Origin of the sequence: Rhizobium sp. 1399 (genome assembly GCF_031455475.1) — a bacterium.
Taxonomy (GTDB): Bacteria; Pseudomonadota; Alphaproteobacteria; order Rhizobiales; family Rhizobiaceae; genus Rhizobium.
In genome coordinates, this window is sequence record NZ_JAVDSU010000002.1 from 1,036,436 (window position 1) to 1,060,309 (window position 23,874).

The following is a 23,874-nucleotide window of genomic DNA, read 5'->3' on the forward strand; positions in this document are numbered from 1 at the left end:
AGATGCTGAATAATTGCAATGGAGGAGACGCATGGGAGAGCGGGTGGAGGAGAAAAGTCTTCACGGGCGCGTTCAATCGATCGACCGCGCCATGATGCTGCTCGAAGCGATGGGAATGGACGAGGACGGCAACCGTCTGGTCGATCTCGCCACCCGTACGGGTCTGGCGCCCTCGACGGTCCATCGCATTCTGACGACGCTGGAGCAGTGGCAATTCATCCAGTACAATCCGAATGATCGCATGTGGCATATCGGCCGGCAGGCCTTTGCCATCGGTTCCGTGTTCACCCGTCAGAGCAACCTTGTTGCGAGCGCGCTCCCCTATCTCAGGCGCTTGCGCGATCAGACGCGAGAGACTGCCAATCTCGGCTTCGTTCAGGACGGCGAGGTGGTCTGCGTCGATCGAGTTGAGAGCCGCGATATCACCCGCAGCGTCACCCGGGTCGGCAGTAGGGTGCCGATGACGGCCTCAGCCATGGGCAAGGCGATCCTGGCAACCTATTCGCAGGAAGATCTGGAGACGATCCTGTTGCGCGAGGGAAGCCGGCGCTTTACGGCCAATACGCTCACCAGACAATCGGCGCTTCGCGCCGATCTCGAGAAAATCCGGACAGACGGTTATGCTATCGATGATGAGGAGCTGGTTTCCGGCCTGCGTTGCGTGGCCTCTGCTGTCTATGACCATCACGGCGAGGCGATCTGCGCCATATCACTGTCGAGCATCGCATCGCGGATAACGCCGCAGCGGATTCCGGTGCTCGGGCGCCTGCTCGCTGAGACTTCTGCGCAGTTGACGGCGGCTCTCAGCGGGGAGATGCCGCCTGTCAACGCCATTGCGAGCTGACGCGAAACACCCTGCTCGAATGGACCGCCGGCTCTTTCGAACCGGCGGTTTTTTATCCGATCAGGACCAGTCGACGATGATCACCTCGTGGTCGAGGATTGCGCCGGCATCGATGGCGATTTCGCTGCCCTCGTCGATGATCTTCACTGTCTTTCCCGCAACTCTGAGGCTCGCGTCGCAAGCAGTCTTGCCGGCCGGCTTGCGCAGACGCAACGTCACCGGACCGATCGGTAGGAGTTCGTTCTGGCGGCCCGGCACGCGGGAGATCAGAACGCGGTTGTTGAGGTGAACAATCTGCCGTTTATCCTGCTGATAGAGCGCAGCGGTGATGAGGCCATGCGTGCCTTCCAGCCTGAGCAGCGAGTGATCGCCAAGCATCCAGCGCGCGGCATTGGTAATCAGGCGTGCGTGCTCGAACTGGTCGTCACGGGCATAACAACGGTCGAGATCGGCGGCGAACCAGACGAATTTCCCCTTGCCGTTCTCGCGGACAGTGATGGCCGGCACATCCGAATAGGGCTGCCGCATCCAGGAGGTTTCCGGCGGATAAATCGGAAAATCTGGAATGAAGGTCGCCAGCACCTTGACGTCGTCATCGACGCTAACGACCGGCAGGTAGCCGCCGAAGGGTAGGGTGTCGGTCCCCTCCAGACCGGCCAGCACTGGATGGCGGCTTCCGTCAGCTTTCGGCGCCGTCTTGTCGGAGGGGCCGTGCACACCGGCGCGCAGCTCCGGCAAGAGGCGCAAATAGGTGTGGCGCGCGCTGGTTTCGATGTCGGGATTAGCGGCCTCGAAGTCGCCATGCGTTCCGTTCCTGCGATGGACACCGAAGAGCTTGCCAAGAGCGAAGTCCGTCCGGCGGTCGCCATGCCGGCTGTAGAGGCTCGCTTCTGAAGAAGCGATCACCGAACCGCCGTGGGCCGCGAAGGCCTCGATGGCGGCTACCTGCTCGTCCGACATGGCGGCGAGGTTCGGAAGGATGAGCACGCTGAAGCGTCCCGCCGCCTTCTCGATATCGTCGGCATTGACGGGCAGATAGGTGATGCCGGCGCGGTCGAGCGCCCGCACTGTGCCCCGATAGGGGTTCATCGTGCGGTCGTTTGCCTTGTCGCGGCCGTGATAGTCGTGGTTGTTTTGCGACCAGACGACGCCGACATCGGCCTGCGGCTGCCGGTTGATCAGAATATCCTGGTTCGCCTCATGCCATTTGAAGATCGGCTCAGCCGTCTTGTATTGACGACGGTCCTCATGCAGTGAGCCGATATGGTGCCACCAGGGCTGGATGCCGCCGGCAAAGCCGGAGGAGGACCAGAGGCGCACTTCGGCGGGCGGCATGCTGGCGAGGCGGAAAGCCGGCGAGCCAAGCTGGTATTGCGGCGTGCTCTCAGGAATGAGCTTGTCCCAGCCGCCCACCTCATGCAGACGTTTGCCGGTTTCGGTATTGTCTTCGAAACCGTCGATCAGGTTGCGGCGCTGGTGGTCGAGCATGACGATCGGGCTGCGGGCAAGGATTTCCTTGAGATCGATGAAGCGGTTGCCGTTGTTCAGGATGTCGCCGCTGATCATGCCCATCCAGCAGCAGTCCTTGCCGCCGACCCGGGTCGTGACCTTGTTGTTGAATTCCCAGAGATCGGTGCGGCGTTTATAGTTCCACTGGATCCAGCGGCGATAGTTCTCGTCGGCCCAGTCATGGCGGCGGGGCAGGTCTACGCCCGACCATGCGAAGAACTGCTCGGTGCAGTGCCGGCAATAGCAGATGTTCTTGCGCGGCATGCCGGCCCAGCTGTTGTCGGCAAAACCGTCTGGCATGGTACGCTCGATGATCTCGTGCATGATGTCAGGCAGATATTCGCTGTAATAGGGCGAGTTGATGCAGGTCACATATTTGTCCGCCTGCTGGTAGGGCTTGCCGTCGATATCGAGGCAGATCCAGTCCGGATGAGCGCGGTAGGAATCCTCTGCGACACGGTTTGAATCCATGCGCGCGATGACCTTTAATCCTTCTTCGCGCGCAGCCTTGACGATCTCGCCATAGAGGTCGCGGTCGCCGAGCGTTACGGCCTTGTGATGCAGTGGGAACTTCGTCGGATAATAGCTGACGATGCCACCGGCATTGATGATGACGCCTTGGACGCGGGTCTTCCGCCAGTGCTCTCGCCACCACGTGTCGTCGTAACGCGCTGGGTCGATCTCGACCAGATTGGTTTGTCCCCATCGCAACGCTGTGCGGTACCAAGGCTCCGATCCCATGACTATTTCCACCCTCGTTCAGTTGGTTTGCATCGCCAAACTAAATGAAAGCGTCGCTTAGTCGCCGACTTTTCCCGGAAATTCCACGATGCGGAAAACTCCGGCAAAGTGTGCGATGGCCGCTGCGGAAGATGTTCGGTTGTATTATCGTGGCTGTGCCGCTCAAACGTCGCCACAATGCGCTGAGCTATTACGCCCGCGTTGACTCCGATCTTGCTTTTTGGAATTGAAATATTCGTTTTGCGTAATGCCTGAGAAACCCTCCAAGGGAGGGGCAGCGCTGTTCCGAAATGCCGCGAGGGGAGAAAAGATTGCGAAGCCGACGGACCGATGGTCGTCCCACGATTGCCGATGTTGCGCGTCTCGCCGGGGTCGGGGCGATTACGGTGTCGCGGGCGCTGCGTGATCCGAGCCAGGTTTCCGCCACCCTGCGCGCCAATATCGACAAGGCGGTGAGGGAACTGAACTATGTTCCCAATCTCAGCGCCCGGGCGCTCGCCTCCGTCAGGGCCGATGTCATCGGTGTGCTCGTTCCTTCGCTGACCCAGAATATTTTCTCCGACGTTCTGCGCGGCGTCTATGACGGTGTCGAAGGCACTGAGCTGCAGATCCAGATGGGCAATACCCGCTACCAGCCGGAAGAGGAGGAGCGACTGATCGCACAGATGCTGCGCCAGAAGCCGGCGGGCATGATCGTCTCCGGCACCGAACAGAGCGATCGCGCGCGCGAAATGCTGGAAGATGCTCGTTGCCCAGTCATCCAGATCATGGACCTGACGGACAAACCGATCGATACGATCATCGGCTTTTCGCACTATGAGGCCGGCCGGGCGATAACCCGTCACCTGATCGAGGCCGGCTACCGGCATATCGGCTTTCTGAGCGGCTGGCTGAATGGCCGTTCCTTCGGCCGTTATTCCGGTCTGAAGGACACGCTGACGGAAGCCGGCATCTATAATCCGAGCTATATTTCGCCGATCGACAGGAGCGACCATATTCCCGAAGGTGTGGGCTGGGAAACGCCACGCTTTGCAACGCCCTCGACGGGCCGCAAGCTGATGGCCGATCTTCTGGACGCCAATCCGGATATGGACGCTGTCTTCTGTAACAATGACGTCATGGCGCTTGGTGCGCTGTTCGAATGCATGGAGCGCGGCATCCGCGTGCCCGAGGATTTCGGCATCGCCGGCTTCAACGATTTCGACATTATGGAAGCGGCCTATCCTTCGATCACTAGTGTGCGCAGCCCCCGCTGGGAATCCGGTTACAATGCCGTTATGGCGCTCCGTCGGCGCTTGAGCGGAGACGACAGCGGAGACCGGATTGTCGACTTGGGCTTCAAAATCAAGAAACGCGTCAGCACCGACCGCAGCGGGGAACTGCGGCGCCGGCTGGCGGGCGACTGACGCCAAGACCGCCGATCTTTCGCTTGCGGCATATGTCGCAATTTGAATAAGAGCTTTTCCAAAACGCCCATAAATCCGCGGTCGAACAAACTTGACGCCTGTATCTGGTAGCGCTACCGTCCCCTTGCGTTGCTCGTCGACCCAGAAGACGCTTCATAACAAAAACACCGGGAATTAAGCGTCAACCGGGATGCAGCGTCTCGATAAGGGAGGATCTGAGCATGGCGATTACTCGACGTAAATTCATGGAAAATTCTGCGGCTGCCGTTGTCGGCGCCGGTATTGTGGCAAGCTTCGGCCCGGCCGCGTTTGCGCAAGCCACCGATACATTGAAAATTGCTTTTGCTGCCCGCGGCCTCAGGACCATCGACCCTGCGAAGTCGATCCAGGGTGTCGACAATTGGGCGATTATCCACGTCTATGACAAGCTCGTCGACCTGCCGCTCTGGAAGTTCCCGGCAACGATAGACGAGCTCGTACCGCGCCTTGCAACGAGCTGGAGCTCGACGCCGGATTCGAAGTCCTGGACGCTGAAGCTCCGTCAGGGTGTCAAGTTCCACAAGGGCTATGGCGAGATGACGTCCGCGGACGTCAAGTTCACCTTCGACCGCATTCGCGATGCCGTCCGCGTCGGTGGCGTGCGTCCGAAATTCACCAATATCAGCGAGGTCGTGGCCGACGATCCCTACACGGTCACCTTCAAGCTGGCGCAGCCGGATCCGCTCTTCCTGCTCGGCGTTCTCAGCGACTACGACGCCTCCGTCATGAGCAAGAAGGCAGTCGAGGCGAAGGGCGAGGAGCCGATCGGCCGCGATCCGATCGGAACCGGCCCCTATGTGCTGGAAACTGTCTATCCGGATCCGTCGCAGGGCGTCATGCTGGTTGCCAATACAGAACACTGGGACGTCCAGCCGGCGACACCCAAGCTGCAATGCCTCTATATCGCCGATACGACGGCGCGTACGTTGGCGCTGCTGTCAGGCGACGTGCATCTGATTGAGGGCGTTCGTGCCCCCGGCTGGGCGGCTTCCATGTCGCAGCGCGATCCGAACCTGATCTTCGACGTCGTCAGCCCCGGCAGCTTCTTCACCATGCAGGTCAACGTGACGAAGAAGCCGTTCGACGATGTGCGTGTGCGTCAGGCGCTCTTCTATGCGATCGACCGCGACGAGATCACCACAGCGATCGCGCCGATCAGCAAGCGCACTTACGGGCTCAATCCACCCTCCTATCCCGGTGGCTTCACCGCGGAAAACATCCCGGCCGATGTTGCCTACAAGTATGATCCTGAAAAAGCCAAGTCGCTGCTTGCCGAAGCCGGGTTCCCTGATGGCTTCAGCTTCAAGAACGATACGTCGCAGCGCGAGGATTTTTCGGCCATCATGCTGATGATCCAGGCGCAACTGCGCAAGATTGGCATCAATATGGACCTGAACATCAAGGATCATACAGCCTTCCATGCCGACCAGAACATTGGCACCAACACGCTGTCGCAGCAGTCGTCTGCGCTGCCGCCGGTGCCGACGCAGGTGATCGTCACCTATCTGTCGAAGGGCGCTGAAGTTCGCTCGGATGGCAATGGCGGGGCGAATATGAGCCATTATGGCGCTGCCGTTCCAGGCATCGACGACCTCCTGGGCAAGGCGCTTGCCGAGCCGGATCTCAACAAGCGCTTGGAGATCGTCAAGGAAATCGAGATCAAGGCCCTCAAGGATGCGGTCATTCTGCCCGTTTCCAACAACGGTTTCATGATCGTCCGTTCTGAAAAGGTCGATCTCGGCTACGATGTGGTTTCCGGCTATGTGAATTGGCCGCTGACCAAGGCCAAGATCAAGGCCTAACTTCCTTAGAACGGCGGACAAAAACCGAATCGCGTCCGCCGCTCCAGGTCTTTGTTAAAGCATCGGATTGTTCGAAAACCGCCTCATATTTTCGGTCCGATGCTCCAGTCGCGAACACGTTCCGACATCATGATCGTTCCCAGCGTTGAGCGGGGAGCGTTGCGCCCTGCGCGCTGATATTGGTCTTATTCCTGCGAGGTCAGACATGGCGCAAACCGACACCGTATCCTTCAGCCTGCCATCCACACCGCTTTCGGACAGTGTCGCATGGGCAATCGACGAATTGCGCAGCCGCCTGAAGCGGCGGGGTGCGAAGTCCTCCGATAAGGCGTCGGGGCAGGGTATCTCGATCGTGGTGGCCGAGGTTGGATCGCCACAGGCGCCGGCGGCGATGGCGCGGAGCGAGGAAGCGTTTGCTCTCATCCGCGACGACAACACGATTACCGTGTGGGCGCATGACGAAAGGGGGATGGTCTATGCTTTGACCGAGCTCGCCGATCGCGTGCGCTATAGCGATGGCGAAGACCTGTTTGCAGGCAGGTTTCCTCTTGCCGAAAAACCGTCAGCTCGCATCCGCAGCATGGCGCGGCTTTTCTGCAGCGAGGAGGAAGACAAGGTCTGGTTCCACGACAAGCAGCAATGGCGCGATTATCTGACCATGCTGGCATCGAACCGGTTCAACCGTTTCGCGCTGACGCTTGGCATGGGCTACAACTATCCCTACCACAATCCGTGGATCACCGACGTCTATTTCTATTTCCCTTATCCGTTCCTGCTGAAGCTGCCAGGTTATGACGTCGAAGTGACCGAGCTCTCCGACGAGGAGCGCGAAACCAATCTGGACATGCTGAAATTCATTGGTCGTGAGGCCGCCAAGCGCGGGCTGGAATTCCAGCTGGCGCTCTGGACGCAGCGCTACGATTTCGACGACGTGCCACGTGCCAACTACACGGTCACGGGTGTCACTGATGATAATCTCGCACCTTACTGTCGCGATGCGATCACCGAATTGCTGCGGCAAGTCCCTGAGATAACCGGCCTGACATTCCGCGTCCATGTCGAGGGCGGCATTGCGGAAGGCGAGTACGGGTTCTGGAAAGAGGCTTTCGCGGGTGTTGCTGCCGCCGGCCGTCCTGTCGAGATCGACATGCATGGCAAGGGTCTCGATCACACCATGTTGCAGATCGCCCGCGAGTCCGGCATGCCCTTTGCCGCCTCGCCGAAATATCTCGCCGAACATATGGGGCCGCCCTATCACCAGTCCGCTATCCGCAACAAGGAGTACCCGCCAGAGGTGGCGCGCAGCGAGCGCGAGCAGCTCAGCGAAGGTTCCCGCAAGTTCTTGCGCTACAGCTACGGTGACCTCCTGACCAAGGACAAGGACTACAAGGTCATCTACCGCATCTGGGCGGGGACGCAGCGGGTGCTGCTCTGGGGCGATCCGGAATTTGCCGCCGGTTATGGCCGCAGCTCCATGTTTGCCGGCTCCGACGGCGTTGAATGGTGCGAGCCGCAGAGCTTCAAGGGCCGTATGGGTACCGGCATTCCCGGTGGTCGCTTCAACTACCAGAAGCACGGCCTGCCGACGCGCTACGACTGGCAGAAATATGAGTATCAATACCGCGTCTGGGGGCGACTGCTCTTTTATCCGGAAGCACCGCGCGAAAGCTGGATGCGCTATCTCGAACATGAATGCGGCGATGCCGCCGCCGACTGCGAGAAGGGGCTCTCCTGGGCAAGCCGCGTGCTGCCGCTGATCACCCTGGCACACGGCCCTTCAGCTTCCAACAATCACTATTGGCCGGAAGTCTACACCAACCTTGCACTCGTCGAAGGCTCGGGCCGTCGCGCCTATGGCTTCGACATGGAAGGGCCGGTCCGTTTCGGAAATGCACCAACCTTCGATTCATCGCTCTTTGCCAATGCGCGCGAATATGCCGAACTGCTTCTCGCCGGCAAGCCCTCGCATCGCTACACACCACTTGATGTGGCCGACTGGCTGGAGGAGATGGCGGAAGGCTGTGAGGCGGCGCTGACAAGGGCGAAGGTGACCGGAAGCTTCGGCTCCGCCGCCGTCCAGCGCATCATGATCGACATACAGATCTCGGCCGGCATTGCCCGCTTCTTCGCGGAGCGCTTCCGGGCTGCATGCTGGGCGGAGCTTTTCATCGCCACCAAGGTCACGACGCTGATCGAGCCCGTTATTGATCACGCGAAGCGTTCCGTCATGGCTTGGCAGGCGGCGGCCGATGTCTCCCGCGATATCTATCACGACGACTTGACCTACGGCCCGCAATCCTGGCTGCGCGGCTCGTGGCAATCGCGCCTGCCCGAGATGGCAGCCGAAGTTCTCGATCTGGAGTCGCTGCGCGGCGCCGGCAAGTTTGAATCGATGCAGCCGGACGAGCAGGTGCTTGCAGCGCTCAAGGCGCTCAAGGCCCGCCAGCCGGTGATCTCCAGCACTGCGGGTATCGCAGCACCTGCAACATTCAAAGCTGGCGAGGCGCTTACGGTGCATGTCGATGAGACGGTAGACGAGGAACCGGTGCTGCACTATCGTCATGTCAATCAGGCCGAGCGCTGGAATTCGGCGAAGATGACACGGAATGGCGATGGCTTCGCCGCGACCATTTCCGGCGACTACACCGATTCCAAGTTTCACCTGCAGTTTTTCGTCAGCTCGAGGAGGGGCGGGCGAAACGTGCTGTCACCAGGTCTTGAGGACAACCTGTCCAACGAGCCTTACTACACGGCGCTGCAGGACTGAACCGTGCATACCATCATGGGCGTCTGCCGACGGGAACGCCGGCCGCGTCGAAGGAGGAGACCGCTCTGGCGGTGACAGGGAGGAGACGGATCTGTGACCCGGTATCTCTTGCTCAGGTTGGCGGACGCTATTCCGACCATCCTGCTGGTTTTGACACTTGTCTTCATTGCCATGCGCATTCTGCCGGGCGATCCGGCAATTGCGGCGCTGGGCGACAATGCCACGGCCGAACAGCTCCAGCTCTTTCGCGAGCGGATGGGGCTGAACGCTCCTCTATGGCAGCAATATATCAACTTCGTTATCGGCACGCTCAGCCTTGATTTCGGTCGTTCCGCCATGACCGACCAGCCGGTCCTCGGACTGATCGTCTATAATCTTCCCTACACGATCGAGCTGACGATCGTTGCGATGATCATGGGCGTTGTCGTCGGTGTACCCTTTGGCGTCTGGGCAGCCACGCATCGCAACGGCCTGCCGGATTCGGCCATGCGCGGCTTTTCGCTGTTCGGCTATGCCATTCCCGATTTTTACCTCGGCGCGCTGCTGCTCATTACCTTCGCGCTCAATCTCGGCTGGTTCCCGATCAATGGTGGCGGCACCGGTTTCATTGACCGCATGCACCATGTCTTCCTACCCGCGCTTACATTGGCACTGGTCAAGGCGGCCTTCATTGGACGCCTCACCCGCACCTCGCTGCTGGAGGTGATGGGCCGCGATTATGTGCGCACCGCTCGCGCCAAGGGCGCGCGCGAAACGCGCGTCATTTATCGCCACGGGTTGCGCAATGCACTTCTGCCGCTGACGACCGGGCTCGGCCTCAGCATGCTGGCGACGCTGTCAGGTTCCGTGGCGATCGAACTCGTCTTCAACCGCCCCGGCATCGGCAAGCTGCTGATCAGCGCCATCTCCGAGCGTGACTATGGTGTCATTCAAGGGGGCGTCGTGGTCTTTGCGATGTTCGTGGTGCTGATCAATCTGGCGATGGATCTCGTCTACATCGTCGTCGATCCAAGAATCCGGGTGAAGTGATGGCCGCAACCGAACAGGCACCCCAGGTCATTGCTGACGATCACCGGCTGGCGGATGCGTTCCGCCACATCCTCTATGGGCGAATATCCACCAGTTTTGCGCTGCTGGTGGTCGCGATCTTCATCTTCGTCGCCGCCTTTGCGCCATGGCTTGCACCCTATGATCCGCTCGCCCAGAGCATTCTGACGATCAACCAGAACCCGTCAGCCGGCCATTGGCTCGGCACCGATCAGTTTGGCCGCGATGTGCTGTCGCGGATGATCTATGGCTCGCGCAACTCGCTGATTTTCGGCTTCATATCGCCGGTTCTGGCTGCGATTTTCGGCACCCTGCTCGGCGTCACCGCCGGCTATTTCGGCGGCATCACCGACCGCCTCATCTCGCGCGTCATCGACCTGTTGCTCGCCTTTCCGGAATTGTTGCTGGCGATCATCATCGCCGCCGTGCTCGGTGGCGGCTTCTGGAATATTATCGCCGTCATAACGGTCGCCTTCATCCCCGGCTTTGCCCGTGTGGCCCGCGCCTCGACGCTGGCGGTCAAGCAGGAGCCCTATGTTGAAGCGGCGGTCGCGGTTGGTGTGCGCACGCCGACGATTATTTTACGCCACATCATTCCGAACATTGCAGCCCCCATCGTCGTGTTGATGACGCTTTGGGTCGCTTCCGCCATCCGCCTGGAGGCTTCGCTCAGCTTCCTCGGCATCGGTACGCAACCGCCCAATCCAAGCTGGGGCAATATCATCCGTGACGGTCTCAACAACCTCTTCGGTTCACCCTGGCCGATCATCGGCGCCGGTATTGCGATTACGTTCGTGGTTCTCTCCTTCAACCTGATCGGCGACGCCGTGCGCGACGTGCTCGATCCGGAGACGAGCCAATGAAGCAGCCCTTGCTGAGTGTCGAGCATCTGCGGGTGGAATTCGGAACACCGGCAAACCCGATCGTTGTCGTCGATGATGTCAGCTTCGAAATCGAAGCTGGCGGAGCGGTCGGTATCGTCGGCGAATCCGGTTCCGGCAAGTCCGTCACCTCGCTTGCAATCATGCGGCTGGTGCCGGAACTCTGTCGGATTTCCGGCGGCAAGATCAGTTTCGAGGGCAATGATTTGCTGAAACTGCCGGCAAGCGCCATGCCCGAGATCCGCGGCCGGGACATCGCGATGATCTTTCAGGAGCCGATGAGCTCGCTGAACCCGGTCATGACGATCGGCGACCAGATCGGCGAGGCGATCAAGCTGCATGAGAAGATGAACCGCGGAGAGCGCCGCGCCCGCATCATCGAACTCCTGAAGCTTGTCGGCATCCCCAATCCGGAGGGGCGGCTCGATGCCTATCCGCACCAGTTTTCTGGAGGCATGCGTCAGCGCGTGATGATCGCGATGGCAGTTGCCTGCAATCCGAAACTTTTGATCGCGGATGAGCCGACGACGGCACTTGATGTGACCATCCAGGCCCAGGTGCTCGACCTGATGGCGAAGGTGCGCAAGACGCTGAACACGGCCGTGCTGCTGATCTCGCACGATCTCGGCGTCATCGCCGAGGTCTGCGATCGTGTCATCGTCATGTATGCCGGCCACGTGGTCGAGGATGCCGATGTCCGCTCGATCTTCAGCGATCCAAGCCATCCCTATACGCGCGGCCTGCTGCAATCGATCCCAAGGCTCGATGATGAGCGCTCGCGCCTATATCAGATCCCGGGTTCCGTACCGACCGCGGGCTCGGTGAAGGAGGGCTGTCCCTTCTACGCCCGCTGTCCTTTGCATATCGACAAGTGCCGCAGCGAAATGCCGCCGATGTTTGCCTTTGGTCCGAAGCACAAGGCGGCCTGCTGGGTTACAGCCGAAAACAAAGTATCCCTCCCATCGATCGAGGAGCATATGCGATGAACGCAATCCTGCGGGCCGAAGGGTTGAGCAAGGTGTTTTCCGATGGCGGCATGCTGTCCTTCAAGCAGGAGAGTAGCGGCGTGCGCGCCGTCGATGATCTGAGCTTCGAGATCCTGCGTGGCGAAACGCTGGCGCTCGTGGGAGAATCCGGCTGCGGCAAGTCCACACTCGGACGCCTGCTGTTGCGGCTGATCGAGCCGACTGATGGCCGTGTTTTCTTCGAGGGCACCGAGCTGACGGCGTTGTCGCACGAGAAGATGCGCAGCATGCGGCGCAATGTGCAGATGATCTTTCAGGATCCCTATGGATCGCTGAGCCCGCGGCGCTCCATCGCCGAAATCATCGGCGAGCCGCTGGATGCCTTCGGCCTCATCCGCTCGAAGCGCGAACGGCGCGAGAGGGTCGCCGATCTCCTGACGCAGGTCGGCCTGCCGACGAGCTCCATGGACCGTTATCCCCGGCAGTTTTCCGGGGGCCAGCGGCAGCGCATCGGTATTGCCCGGGCGATCTCCCTCAATCCCGGCTTTATCGTCGCCGATGAGCCGGTCTCCGCACTCGACGTTTCCGTGCAGGCGCAGATCATCAACCTGATGCAAGACCTTCAGGAGAAGAAGGGCTTTTCCTTCCTCTTCATCGCCCATGACCTCGCCGTCGTCCGCCATATCGCTGACCGTGTGGCAGTGATGTATCTCGGCAGAATCGTGGAGATAGGTGACAAGCGGATGGTCTATTCGGCCCCGCAGCATCCCTATACGCAGGCGCTGTTGTCAGCGGCACCCGAGCCCGATCCGGACCGGAAAAGCCGCCGCATCGTGCTTGAAGGCGACGTGCCGAGCCCGTCGCGCATCCCTCACGGCTGCAGCTTTCACACTCGCTGTCCGATCGCGCAGGACATCTGTAAAGTCGAACGGCCCGCTTTGAGAGAGGTAGCGAGCGGTCAGATGGCCGCCTGCCATTTCGCCGCTCCCAATCCGATCCCGCCTCGGGTACGCGAAGTTGCCGCTTAACCCTTTCGCTTTGGCCCCTTTAGCCGGCGCCAGGGTGCATGATCCGTCTTGATCGTGATCGAGGCGGAAGACGGCAGCAGCGGTTCGCGCTTGCGTCGTCCGAAGCGGCGTTTGAAGCCAAGGATGTTCTCGATGAAGCTGCGGGCATAGAGGCCGGGCCCGCTGGAATAGATGCGCCAGCCGCCGTCGACGTCGATCTCGCCCTCCTTGACCTGGTCCCAGTCGCTCATCGCCTGATAGCGGTCAGGGAAGGCGGCATCGCTGCTGCTGAAATAGGTGTTGCGCTGGCGCAGTGACGCGTGTGGCAAGGCGTCGGTCACGGCGATCGGATTGACGAGACCGATCGTCTTCCAGAGCGCCTTTGCATCCTCAGCAATTGCCAGGGTCTCGCAATAGCGCAGATGCGCATGCACATACATGAGGCCAATCTCGCGGCCGAAGAAGGATGAGGATTCCGCGCGCCGGAACAGCGTTTCCGGGCCGCCGGCATAGGTCGCGGGCTTCTCCATCAGGCGTACGCCATCAGGGAAGAGCAGGTGCTTTTCGATCAGCTTCATGTGCGCCCGCCGCTGTTCCGGCGTGAAGAGCTTGCCGAGCATCGCCTGCGTCATCGAAATCAACGAATAGTGCAGCCCGGTACGCTGGTCGTCGGGATGCAGCAGCAGCTCGACGCCGTCATGGGTGGGATCGAAGATGCCGTAACCGGCGACCACACCATTGCGGATCAGGTGTTTGTTGAAGTCGCGCCGCATGGCGGTGGCGATCTTGCGCAGTTCCGTGGCGTCAGCAGCCTGGCCGATGCGACGCAGGATAGCGGAATAACGCACGATCTGTTCATAGAGCAGCGAAACGGTCCAGCTGCTCACCATCCAGTCGCGCAGATGCGGATCGGCCGGCTGCAGGGAATCGTTCCAGTCGCCTTCGCCGTAGCGGATTAGATGCGTGCCGGGAATGAAGCGCTCGCGCACGGTAGCGAGAAGCTTGTCGACATGGACGGTGATCGTATCGGCCGGTGCACTGCCCATGGTCTTGTCGTCGCGCCAGACCACCTTTTCATCGAGGACGGCGAGATCGCCAGTTGCCTCGATATAGTCGCAGAGCGCCTTCAGCGGCCAGACGACGATATCACCGTGGCTGTCGCCGGAGCGGATGTTGGCATAGGGTTCCAGCATGAACCATTGCGGCCAATCGCCCTTTTCCAGGTACTGCTCGCTGAAGACAGTCTTGACCACTTCCTTGGCTTCGCGGTCATGCTCGTAGGCGAGCAGGAATTCCACCGGCCCCTGGCAGGCATCGCGCGTGCCCCAGGCAGCGCCCGTATATTGCTCCAGCCCGTGCGGGACGCTGAGATGCACGATTGCATCATGTGCGAGCCAGGGCAGGATCGCGGCATGCGCCACCGCATCGGCTTTGGGCTTGTCGAGTGTCAGGCCGCGAATGGCGTGCTGCCAGAAACGCGAAGCTGGATCGAGCATCGCCTCCTGCGTGATACCACCTGCGTAGCGATCGGCCAGACGCTCGGCCTCTGCCATGTCCGTCATCGAGCCGACGACGGCGAAAGCGAGCGATTGTGTCTCGTGGGAGCGCAGGGCAATGTAGGCGCCGTTGCGGGCCACGCCGTCTTCATAAAGAAACTCGTCGCCGCCAACCGCCTCGACTGCGCCAGGCGTGGAGCTCACCAGCCAGTAGCTGGCATCGGGAAAACGCTCGCCCCAGAGCCAATGCGGGTCTGGGCGGAAGCGGATGCGTTTGGCTTCTGCGTCGAATTCGGCATAACCGCTTGTGTCATATTCCCGCTCGCCGAGAACGAGATGGCCGAAGACCAGGAAGCGGCAGGGCTTACCCTCGACAGAGACGGCACATTGCATGGCGGGATCTTCGCCTGACGCTGTCGCCGTGACGGTGATGGTGCGATCGCCAAGGCGATAGATCCAGCGGCAATCGCTGAGGCCCATGTCGAAGGCTGAAGGCACGCCGAGAAGCTGCCAGCCCTGACCGATATCAGCCAGGATGCGCAGCCCGCTGGCCCGAGTCAGATTGTAGGGATCGCGGGAGACCGAAAACAGTTTGTGGAAGGACGTATTGCCGATCGTCAGCTGCGCGGCAAATATGCCCTGCATCCAGCAGGTCGATGCCAATGTGACATCGTCGAGCAGCATATTCTGGCCACTGCGAACGATTGCTCCATGGCGCCGCGCGATCTGCGTTTCCTTCTCCCGCAGAACCACGTGGCGATTGAGGGCGCCCTCGGGCACGAAGAAGGACAGCAGCTTCCCGTCTACGCGTTCTTCGAGCATACGATCGGGATAGAGGCGGGCGAGCGCCTTGTTGTCGAGCGTTTCGACCGTCAGCAGCCCGGCACCCTGCAGGATGCTGCGCGGCGGCACCTGCTCTGCCGGACCAGCAGCCGTCTTTTCGACGGCTTTCAGATGATCGAGGCGGGACAGATCGCTATTGTCGGATGCCGCCTGATGATCGTTGAGGAACAGGCCAAAGAAACTCGAGGTCACGCCTTCGGCCGAAATGGAGAGCGGTTTCGACTGAAGGGCCGGGCAGGCCATTTCATGCTGCCGGCGTTGGCTCGGCAGGTTGCTGCCGAAGGGACCAACCAGAAGGTCATCCTTGCCGGCGGCCGATTTGACCAACTGGATCGCATCGGTAGCGTAGGCGGCAACACCTTCCAGGCAACCCTGCGCGAGCCACGGATTGCGTCCGCCGCCCTGCTTGAGGTTCTGCCGGTTCATCACGACGGCCCCGAAGACGGGATGCTCGGCGATATGATGGTCAACATATTGCGAGGCATAGGCTTCGCTGTTCATCAGGAAACCGTGATCGCCGAGGCCGATATCCTGAACCAGCACGAGATCGGCCGGCAGTTTTTCCGTACCGGAATGCTTCAGCGTGACATGCCAGAACCATGTCGTTTCGGAGGGGGCAAGCACGAGGCTCACCTGATAGTGGATGTCTTCGACTTCGCCACTCCAGGAGAAGCCTGCCTCACTGTGGCCAAAGCGACCCTGCGCCCGAGGTCCGACGATCTCTGCAACGGCAGGCTTCTTGCCGCCGACCCGCAGATAGAGGCGCCCGACGCTGCCGGACAGCGGCGATCCCTGGATCTGGTTGATCTGCACCGATCCGAGGCTGTCGACATAATCGATGGAGAAGAGCGTGCCGTTCGGCAGCGCCGATATGGAGAGGCCGGAACCATTGGCGATCGTCAAAAGGCCGAGGTCGTCGCGGCGGGGCATCTGCAGTTTGCGATTCAGTCTCGAGGGCATATGAGATCTCGTGTCGCCTAAAAGGGAATCGGAGAATGATGCAAAATGTTTGAGCGAAATACTACCTAATGTCACTGGTTAGATCGTGGCGCACAGATGACGAATGCACCTGAGCGAGGCGGTGAAGGGCCATCAGGGATGCTGCCGTCGACGCCCAGGAAAATCATCGCGCCTGTCAGCAGGTTGCCGTACAGCAAATGCTGAGGACGACTCCACCGAGAGCCATCGTCGCGAAAACGGGGGAGTTTGGGGGAAATTAGCTACCAGCGACACCCGCGGTTCGAACCTCTATTCGCGTTCTGACGGTGACTGCGCTCAATCCGTGCACCGAACCAAGACTGTAAAGATACACGGGAACTGGCCTGGCGACCTTTACTGGCACCGAAGACGCAGCGCGGGGGCTTTCATCCGTCTCGCTTGAGGCAACGCTAAGCTCGAGCGAGGCCCATACCGCGAGGCAACAGGCGAAAGCGATAAAACACACGATGCCTGTCTCCAGAATGAAACATCTTGGCGTGCCTGCTCTTTTATCCGGGTCTTGGGGCATGATTGGTGCAGTTCCATTGAATTGCGGTAACGATTTGGTCGTCAGCATCCGGACAGCGGCCAGGTCGGCCGCTTTTCTAAGAAGCCCTGCGGAATTTCCACGGTTTCCGCCTCCAAGGCCGACGCGGCGAAAGAGCCGGGTCTTGACTGGTTGCATATGAGGCAAACCAATCGCATTGCTGCTTCTGACAGAGGCATTTCCTTAGGCCGTTACGCAGTTGTTAGGATACCCCTGATCAATGACCGCATGCATCTATACCGAGGTGTAGCGATGCGGGGACAAAGAGGTAGGTCGACCGGCGCTGTATTCAAAAACGCGCTGGAGCTGTCCTCGCACTATCCGGTGCAGATGTGTGTCGATGGGCAGGCGCCAACGTCGAAAGCTGGTAACCTGCTGGTTGCCAATTTTCCGCTCGGTTTGGCAGATGGGCAGCCGAATGAGTGGACGAAACGACCCGTTATCTCCTCGTTGGGAGGATCCGAAGGAGCTGATAGGGCTAGCTCGCGGTTTTGGCTATACACCAATTGTAGGCGCTGGCTAGACCTCCGTATAGATGCGTAGACGACAGCGAAGTCATAACTTCTTCGTATCGGAATTGATCGGAACAAAGCATCTGGATCGAGGCCGACACGCAACGTTGTCGGAACCGTTGTCACCTCTCCCGACTGCTACTAACGCGGATCAGATAGCTGTCCAATCCGTAGGTAGGAGTCTGCATGTTCAACTCTTAGCCACGGAGCCGGCAGTAACATCCTTTCGGCACTGTTCGCGGCCTAACATCTCACCATCAGCGTCCAGGAAGTCGCCAAATTCCGGCTAACCCGCGAAAAACCATGCCTAAAGGTTGACGCTGTCATTCTCGCGGCGTCACCGAAGTTCAGCAGGAGACACTATATGTCGCAACTTCTCGAAGAGAACGATCAGGTTCCATCGATTTGTGTAGCAGGCGCGGGCGCTATCGGCATCGCGATTGCCGCAAGATTTTCGATCGCCGGTTTCCGCGTCAGGTTGATCGCTCGAGGCGGAAGCCTGGCCTCGATAAGGGAGAACGGGATACGGCTGCTGGACAAGGAAGGGGATCACCGCTCACAAGTGGAGGTTGGCCGGGCGGCAGACTTTGGCCCGCAACATATCTTATTCCTGTGCGCAAAATCTTACGACCTGCCGGAATTGGCCGCGTCCTTGCAGCCGCTCATTACCAGTGAAACGACGATCATCCCGGTCGTCAATGGTATCCCGTGGTGGTACTTCGACGGCGAAGGTGGGCTGTGGGACGGTCCAGTTGTTCGGTCTGTCGACCCAAAGGGCAACCTGAAGAAATTGATGCCATCGCGGCAAATCATAGGCACGACCACTGTCATAACGGCCGAGCGTTTGGGTTGGGGGACCGCGCAAACCTTCAATCCGTTGCAGATGACGATCGGGGAGCTTGATGACCGACTGTCTACACGTGTCGGCGAATTGGCAGCGATTCTAAATACCGCAGGAATCGACGTCCGTGTCGCCACGCGCATTCGCGATGCCGTTTGGACGAAGGTCGTACGCAACCTTATCTCCAATCCGGTGACCGCAATAACGGGTGCGACGCTTCGTGAGAATTTCGGCAATCACTATCTCTCTGACGTCAGCCGACAGATGCTTCGGGAGGTCATTCCTGTCATCGAGGCCTATGGTGGCAAACTTGAGGTCGATCCCGATGCGATCATTGAATCCGGTCGAATTCTCGGAGATGTAAAGACTTCGATGCTCCAGGATTTCGAGAAAGGAAATCGGCTTGAGCTTGCCTCGATTTGCGATGCCGTCATCGAAATGGCGGAGCGGCAAGGAATAACAATGCCGGTTACGGAAGCCGTTACAGGTATCGCTCATTTCAGAAGCCAGGGCGAGCCGGCTAATGCAGCCTAGGGGACATTGCACGTAGTCCGCACATAGCTCCCGAATGTTCCGAGCTACCAACAGTGTTGCACAACGACGCTGCTGCGGTGGCGCTACGGAACCCGCCGCGAGAGTTCACTGGAGACGTTAAGATGAAAAGCGAACAACCCCCGAGCATCACTATGCTCATCATAATACCCTTAGGCCTTTCGGCTGTCTTCTTACTGGACATCTTGGGACCGTACGACCCGGTCGTGGGCGTACTGTATCTTCCGTTGATATTGTTCTCGACCAGGGTGTTGTCCGGATTTGCAGTGGCCTATGTCGGGCTTGCTGCTGGCGTATTGACCTGCGCCAGTTTCGTGCTTGCGAACAACGAGGGCTTTGACAAAATAACCTACGACCAATGGGGAGCGATTTTGGCGGCAATCGCGGTAACGACTACATTTGCGGTTGTCTTATCCCGCCGCCGACAGGGATCACAAGCACGGTGATATGACGTGTTTGGGGTTTTCGGCGTGGCCCGGTCACCCTTCATCGCCATTTTCTGTCGCAGCCCTTGTGGCAAAGCTTTGGGCTCCCGTCTCGACCCCTGGAGTCGGGGAGAGTGTGGTCCGCGTGGAAGTTGAAGCCGCAGCAAGCCGAGCTCCAGTTACGTGTATACATCCGACTTGAGACCCGATTTGCAGCGAGTTCTCCGACCCGGCCGGTCGTCAAGCCTGGGCCGCAACGGGGAGACCGGTTTCAGCCGTCAGACCGCAGGCGGCAAAAACCTCCCCGACGCCGATGAGTACGGGCCGGTCGAGGCCGATTCCGGCCATGGCCGAAGAAAGATGATCGAGCCTGCCGGTCCAGCGCCGCTCGTCGGCAGTGGCAACCGAACTGACGATCACGACGGGTGTTTTTGCATCGAGGCCAGCCTTGATCAACCTGTTCTGGATCGCTCCGGCGGTGCGTCCGCCCATGTAGAAGATCGTCGTTTTTCTTGAGTCTGCGATCGCCTGCCAGTCGATCGTGTCAGGCAGGATGCCATAGCGCGAATGTCCGGTGACGAACTGAACGCTCTGCGCATGATCACGATGCGTCAGGGACACGCCGAGCCGCGAGGCCATGGCGCTGGCCGCCGTGATGCCGGGGATGACCTCGACCGGAATATTGTTCTGCCTCAGATAGGCAATCTCCTCTCCGGCGCGGCCGAAGATCATCGGGTCGCCGGATTTCAGCCGGGCAACGTTTTTGCCGGCCTTGGCGAAAGTCAGCATCATCTCGTTGATATCTTCCTGGCGGCAGCTCGTGCGCCCGCCACGTTTGCCGACGAGCAGGCGTTTTGCCTCGCGCCGCGCCAGTTCCAGAACCTCGTCCGACACCAGATCATCGAACAGGATGACATCGGCGGCCTGCAATGCCCGCACGGCCTTTAGCGTCAGATATTCCGCATCGCCCGGACCGGCGCCGACAAGCGTCACCCGCCCGACGGGGCGTGTCTGAGCGGGCCTTTCCATATCAGCAAGCATGTCGCGGGCGCTTGCTTCCGTCGGTTCGGCTCCGAAAGCGCGATCGACAAAACGCTCCCAGAAGGCGCGGCGCTCTGCGCCGTGTTTAAGACGAAGAGCAATCTCCTCGCGCAGTGACTGGGCAAGGACCGCCCAGGATTTCAGGGATGTCGGCAGCAGCGTTTCGATGCGGCGGCGAATGGCCTGGGCGAGGATCGGTGCCGCTCCATCCGTCGAGATCGACACCACGACAGGCGAGCGGTTGACGATGGAGCCGAACTGGAACTGGCAGAAAGCCGGCTTGTCGATGATGTTGACGGGAACGCCGGCTCGCCGCGCCGCTTCGAAAAACGTTCGAGCCTCGGCCTCATCCTCGCAGTCCGCTATGGCAAGGGCCGCACCTGCAAAAATATCTTCGCGCCACGCCATTGGACGGTGGATGAGCGCGCCTTCAGGATGTGGCGCGCCGCGCTCGATGAGAGTGGCGCAGGCTTCGCCGAGGTGCTCCGCATGGATCTCGACCTTCGCACCGCAGGCAGCCAGCAGTTCCGCCTTCCAGGCACAGGCATCCGAGCCGCCAGCGATGATCACCCGTTGTCCGGCAAGCGACCAGAAGACCGGCAGCTTGGCAAGCGGCGCCATGCGGGCGGGCGCCCGGTCGGCAACATCATTCGGCAGCGTCTGCAACACAGGCATTGATGATCCCCCTGATTTCGGCGCGGCAAGAACCGCAATTGGTGCCTGCCTTGAGTTCGTTACCGATCGCTTCGACGCTGCGGCAGCCGGACTGGACAGCGGCGACGATCTGGTTGACGCCGACGCTGAAGCAGGAACAGACCGTCGCACCCGGATCGGGCCTGTCGGCGCCCGGCCGGCCGGCGATGATGGCAAAGCGGCGACGCAGATCGCTGTGATCGGCAGTCAGCTGCGATACCGCCCAGTTGCGCGCGACGGCAACCGGCTCTCTTGCAAGAAAGAGCGCGGCAAGCAGCCTCTCTCCGTCGAAGAAGGCAATCCGCCGGTCGCCGGATTGTTGGTCGGCATAACCCAAGGGCTCGATATGGTCGGCAATGCCGAAGCTTTTTCGGCACCAGGCCGTCCAGTCTTCGATACCGTCATGGAACGCAAGCTCCAGCCGCCATCCGCCATCGGCCTTGGCGAGTGCCCAATAGTCCGCGTCCGCCACATCAGGCTTTGCCATGCTGACGGCGAAGCCATAAGTGGAAGCGCGATAGCGGCTGACGGCAACGGCGACATTCTTCGAGGCAGGCTGACTCGAAACGGGGTCCGTTGTGGGTTTGACGACGGCGCCGATCCGCGCCTCAGCCGAATTCTGGTCACTCCAGTGCATCGGCACGAAAACGCTGCCGCGCGCCTGCCGGTCGGTCACCAGCGCGCGGATGATCGCCTTGCCATAGCTGCTTTCGATCTGCACGAGGGCGGCGTCGGCCACGCCAAGTTCCATCGCGTCGCGCGGATGGATTTCCGCAAAAGGCTCGGCGATATGGGATGATAGTCGCGCGCTCTTTCCCGTCCGTGTCATGGTGTGCCACTGGTCGCGGATGCGGCCCGTATTCAGCGTGAAGGGATAGGTTGAATCTGTTCTGTCGGTTGCCGGCGCTTCGATAGCGACGAAACGCGCCTTGCGATCGGGATGGAAGAAACCGCCCTCGGCGAAGAACCGGGTTTCCTTTTTCTCTTTTCCAAAAGGCTGCGGCCACTGGAATGGTTTCAGCGCGTCATAGGCTGGCGCTGCCGTCTCGGCGTAGGCGCCGATATCGAAGTCGCGGCTGCCGTCATTCTCGAAGGCGGAGAGTGCCGCGTGCTCGGCGAAAATATCGGCCGGAGACGTGTAGTCAAATGCGGCAAAGCCCATCCGGCGGCCGACTTCTGCCATCTGCCACCAGTCGGCGCGCGCCTCTCCCGGCAGAGCGAGAAAGGGGCGTTGCCTCGATATGCGGCGTTCCGAATTGGTGACCGTTCCGTCCTTCTCGCCCCAGCCGAGGGAGGGCAGCAGCACATGCGCGTGCCGCGTCGTATCGGTCTCGCACAACATGTCGGAAACGACCACGAAGGGGCAGGCGGCAATCGCCGCCTCGACGCGGCGGGCATCGGGCATTGAAACGACCGGATTGGTCGCCATGATCCAGAGCGCCTTGACGCGACCCTCCTCGACGGCCCGAAACAGATCGACGGCCTTCAGGCCAGGCTTGCCGGCAATGTCAGGCGCATTCCAGAAGCGTTGCACCCGATCGCGATCCCCTGCGTTTTCGATCGCCATATGGGCGGCTAGCATGTTGGCAAGGCCACCGACCTCGCGGCCACCCATGGCATTCGGCTGTCCCGTCAGCGAAAACGGCCCCATGCCGGGTCGGCCGATGCGCCCCGTCGCCAGATGGCAATTGATGATGGCGTTGACCTTGTCGGTGCCGGAAGCGGACTGGTTGACGCCCTGGCTGTAGCAGGTGACGACCTTCTCAGTCGTCTCGAACAGGCGAAAGAATTCTCTCACCTGCATGGCCGGCAGGCCGGTACGGTCAAGCAGGCCGTCTACCGTTAGCGCGGCGGCAGCGGCGAAGGCCGCTCCAAAACCCTCCGTGTGGGCACCGATATAGTTCTGGTCGATGGCGGGGCTTGCCGCGAGATGGGCGAGCAGCCCCATGAAGAGCGCCACATCGCCATCCGGGCGAATGGCCAGATGCAGATCGGCAATATCACAGGTCATTGTCCGGCGCGGATCGATGACGACGATTTTCAGGCCCGGCCGTGCCGCCTTGGCGGCAGCCAGCCGCTGGTAGATGACTGGATGGCACCAGGCGAGGTTCGAGCCCGTCAACACGACGAGGTCGGCAAGTTCCAGATCCTCGTAGAGACCGGGAACCGTATCCGAGCCGAAAGCGCGGCGATGGCCGGCGACCGAGGAAGACATGCAGAGGCGGGAATTGGTGTCGATATTGGCGGAGCCGATGAAGCCCTTCATCAGCTTGTTGGCGACATAATAATCCTCGGTCAGAAGCTGACCCGAGACATAAAAGGCGACGGCATCAGGGCCATGTTGGGCGATGGTCTCGGAAAATCTGTTGGCGACGAGAGCGAGAGCTTCATCCCAGCCTGCCTGTCTGCCATCGATTTCGGGATGGAGCAGCCGACCGTCGAGATCGATGGTTTCGGCAAGCGCCGAACCTTTGGAACAGAGCCGCCCGAAATTGGCCGGGTGCTCCGGGTCGCCGTTCACGGTCACGGTGCCGGCCTCGTCCACCCGGGCGATCACGCCGCAGCCGACACCGCAATAGGGGCAGGTGGTCCTGACCTCCGTTCCCATCATTCGGCCGCCATAACGAGGCTTTCGAGCGCGATATAGAGCCTGCCGCCCTCGTTCCTCAGCGGGATGGTACGCACCGCGCCGTCATCGGCGCCGAGTGCCTTGCCAGTCTCCAGCGAAATCACCCAGTTGTGTAGTGGGCAGGTGACGGCATTTCCATGCACGATGCCCTCGGAAAGCGGCCCGCCCTTGTGCGGGCAGCGGTTTTCGATCGCATAGACCTCGTCCTCGCCCGTGCGGAAGACGGCGATATTCATATGCGGGGTCTTCACGCAGCGTGAGCCACGCAAAGGAATATCGGAGATCTCGCCGATCGGGTGCCAGTTCATG

General features: G+C 60.5%; 15 protein-coding genes. 10 read left to right on the forward strand and 5 right to left on the reverse strand.

Annotation, left to right across the window (positions count from 1 at the left end):
• Window positions 1-31: 31 nt before the first annotated feature.
• Entirely contained in the window at window positions 32-844 is an 813-nt protein-coding gene (locus J2X71_RS10850; protein ID WP_310382070.1) for an IclR family transcriptional regulator, read from the forward strand.
• 60 nt (window positions 845-904) lie between these two features.
• Here the strand turns inward: J2X71_RS10850 and J2X71_RS10855 are convergent, their stop codons facing one another.
• The gene (locus tag J2X71_RS10855; protein WP_310382071.1) at window positions 905-3,094 is read right to left on the reverse strand and encodes a beta-galactosidase; all 2,190 of its coding nucleotides are present in this window, start codon (window positions 3,092-3,094) and stop codon (window positions 905-907) included.
• A gap of 311 nt (window positions 3,095-3,405) precedes the next feature.
• Here J2X71_RS10855 and J2X71_RS10860 point away from each other — a divergent pair, with 311 nt between their 5' ends.
• The 7 genes from J2X71_RS10860 to J2X71_RS10890 all read left to right on the forward strand — a co-directional run bounded on the left by J2X71_RS10860 (window position 3,406) and on the right by J2X71_RS10890 (window position 13,029).
• A complete protein-coding gene (locus J2X71_RS10860) occupies window positions 3,406-4,500 on the forward strand; it encodes a LacI family DNA-binding transcriptional regulator (protein WP_310382072.1) in 1,095 nt (364 codons plus the stop codon).
• 221 nt (window positions 4,501-4,721) lie between these two features.
• Window positions 4,722-6,341, forward strand: a complete 1,620-nt coding sequence (locus J2X71_RS10865; protein ID WP_310382073.1) for an ABC transporter substrate-binding protein — start codon at window positions 4,722-4,724, stop codon at window positions 6,339-6,341.
• 205 nt (window positions 6,342-6,546) lie between these two features.
• Window positions 6,547-9,108, forward strand: coding sequence for a hypothetical protein (locus J2X71_RS10870; RefSeq protein WP_310382074.1), 2,562 nt, complete (start codon window positions 6,547-6,549; stop codon window positions 9,106-9,108).
• 93 nt (window positions 9,109-9,201) lie between these two features.
• On the forward strand, window positions 9,202-10,137 hold the full coding sequence (locus J2X71_RS10875; RefSeq protein ID WP_113320409.1) for an ABC transporter permease: 936 nt from the start codon (window positions 9,202-9,204) through the stop codon (window positions 10,135-10,137).
• The gene (locus J2X71_RS10880; RefSeq protein ID WP_113320408.1) at window positions 10,137-11,018 is read left to right on the forward strand and encodes an ABC transporter permease; all 882 of its coding nucleotides are present in this window, start codon (window positions 10,137-10,139) and stop codon (window positions 11,016-11,018) included. The genes J2X71_RS10875 and J2X71_RS10880 overlap by 1 nt, the downstream gene beginning before the upstream one ends.
• Window positions 11,015-12,022, forward strand: coding sequence for an ABC transporter ATP-binding protein (locus tag J2X71_RS10885; protein ID WP_310382075.1), 1,008 nt, complete (start codon window positions 11,015-11,017; stop codon window positions 12,020-12,022). The genes J2X71_RS10880 and J2X71_RS10885 overlap by 4 nt, the downstream gene beginning before the upstream one ends.
• On the forward strand, window positions 12,019-13,029 hold the full coding sequence (locus J2X71_RS10890) for a dipeptide ABC transporter ATP-binding protein (protein ID WP_310382076.1): 1,011 nt from the start codon (window positions 12,019-12,021) through the stop codon (window positions 13,027-13,029). The genes J2X71_RS10885 and J2X71_RS10890 overlap by 4 nt, the downstream gene beginning before the upstream one ends.
• Here J2X71_RS10890 and J2X71_RS10895 read toward each other — a convergent pair.
• On the reverse strand, window positions 13,026-16,307 hold the full coding sequence (locus tag J2X71_RS10895) for a GH36-type glycosyl hydrolase domain-containing protein (RefSeq protein ID WP_310382077.1): 3,282 nt from the start codon (window positions 16,305-16,307) through the stop codon (window positions 13,026-13,028). The two genes, J2X71_RS10890 and J2X71_RS10895, sit on opposite strands and share 4 nt — an antisense overlap.
• 1,441 nt (window positions 16,308-17,748) lie before the next feature.
• On the opposite strand from J2X71_RS10895, the gene J2X71_RS10900 reads away from it, so the two are divergent.
• Both J2X71_RS10900 and J2X71_RS10905 read left to right on the forward strand, forming a co-directional pair.
• Window positions 17,749-18,759, forward strand: a complete 1,011-nt coding sequence (locus J2X71_RS10900) for a 2-dehydropantoate 2-reductase (protein ID WP_310382078.1) — start codon at window positions 17,749-17,751, stop codon at window positions 18,757-18,759.
• 122 nt (window positions 18,760-18,881) lie between these two features.
• Window positions 18,882-19,223, forward strand: coding sequence for a hypothetical protein (locus tag J2X71_RS10905; protein WP_310382079.1), 342 nt, complete (start codon window positions 18,882-18,884; stop codon window positions 19,221-19,223).
• A 219-nt stretch (window positions 19,224-19,442) separates the two neighbouring features.
• Here J2X71_RS10905 and cysG read toward each other — a convergent pair whose 3' ends face one another.
• The 3 genes from cysG to nirD are packed head-to-tail and all read right to left on the reverse strand — an operon-like array spanning window position 19,443 to window position 23,873.
• Window positions 19,443-20,918 carry a siroheme synthase CysG gene (gene cysG / locus J2X71_RS10910; RefSeq protein WP_310382080.1) on the reverse strand — a complete coding sequence of 492 codons (1,476 nt, stop codon included), beginning with the start codon at window positions 20,916-20,918 and terminating at the stop codon, window positions 19,443-19,445.
• Entirely contained in the window at window positions 20,890-23,544 is a 2,655-nt protein-coding gene (locus J2X71_RS10915) for a nitrate reductase (protein WP_310382189.1), read from the reverse strand. The genes cysG and J2X71_RS10915 overlap by 29 nt, the downstream gene beginning before the upstream one ends.
• Window positions 23,544-23,873, reverse strand: coding sequence for a nitrite reductase small subunit NirD (nirD, locus tag J2X71_RS10920; RefSeq protein ID WP_007816845.1), 330 nt, complete (start codon window positions 23,871-23,873; stop codon window positions 23,544-23,546). Before nirD ends, J2X71_RS10915 begins: the two co-directional genes overlap by 1 nt.
• Window position 23,874: the final 1 nt, after the last annotated feature.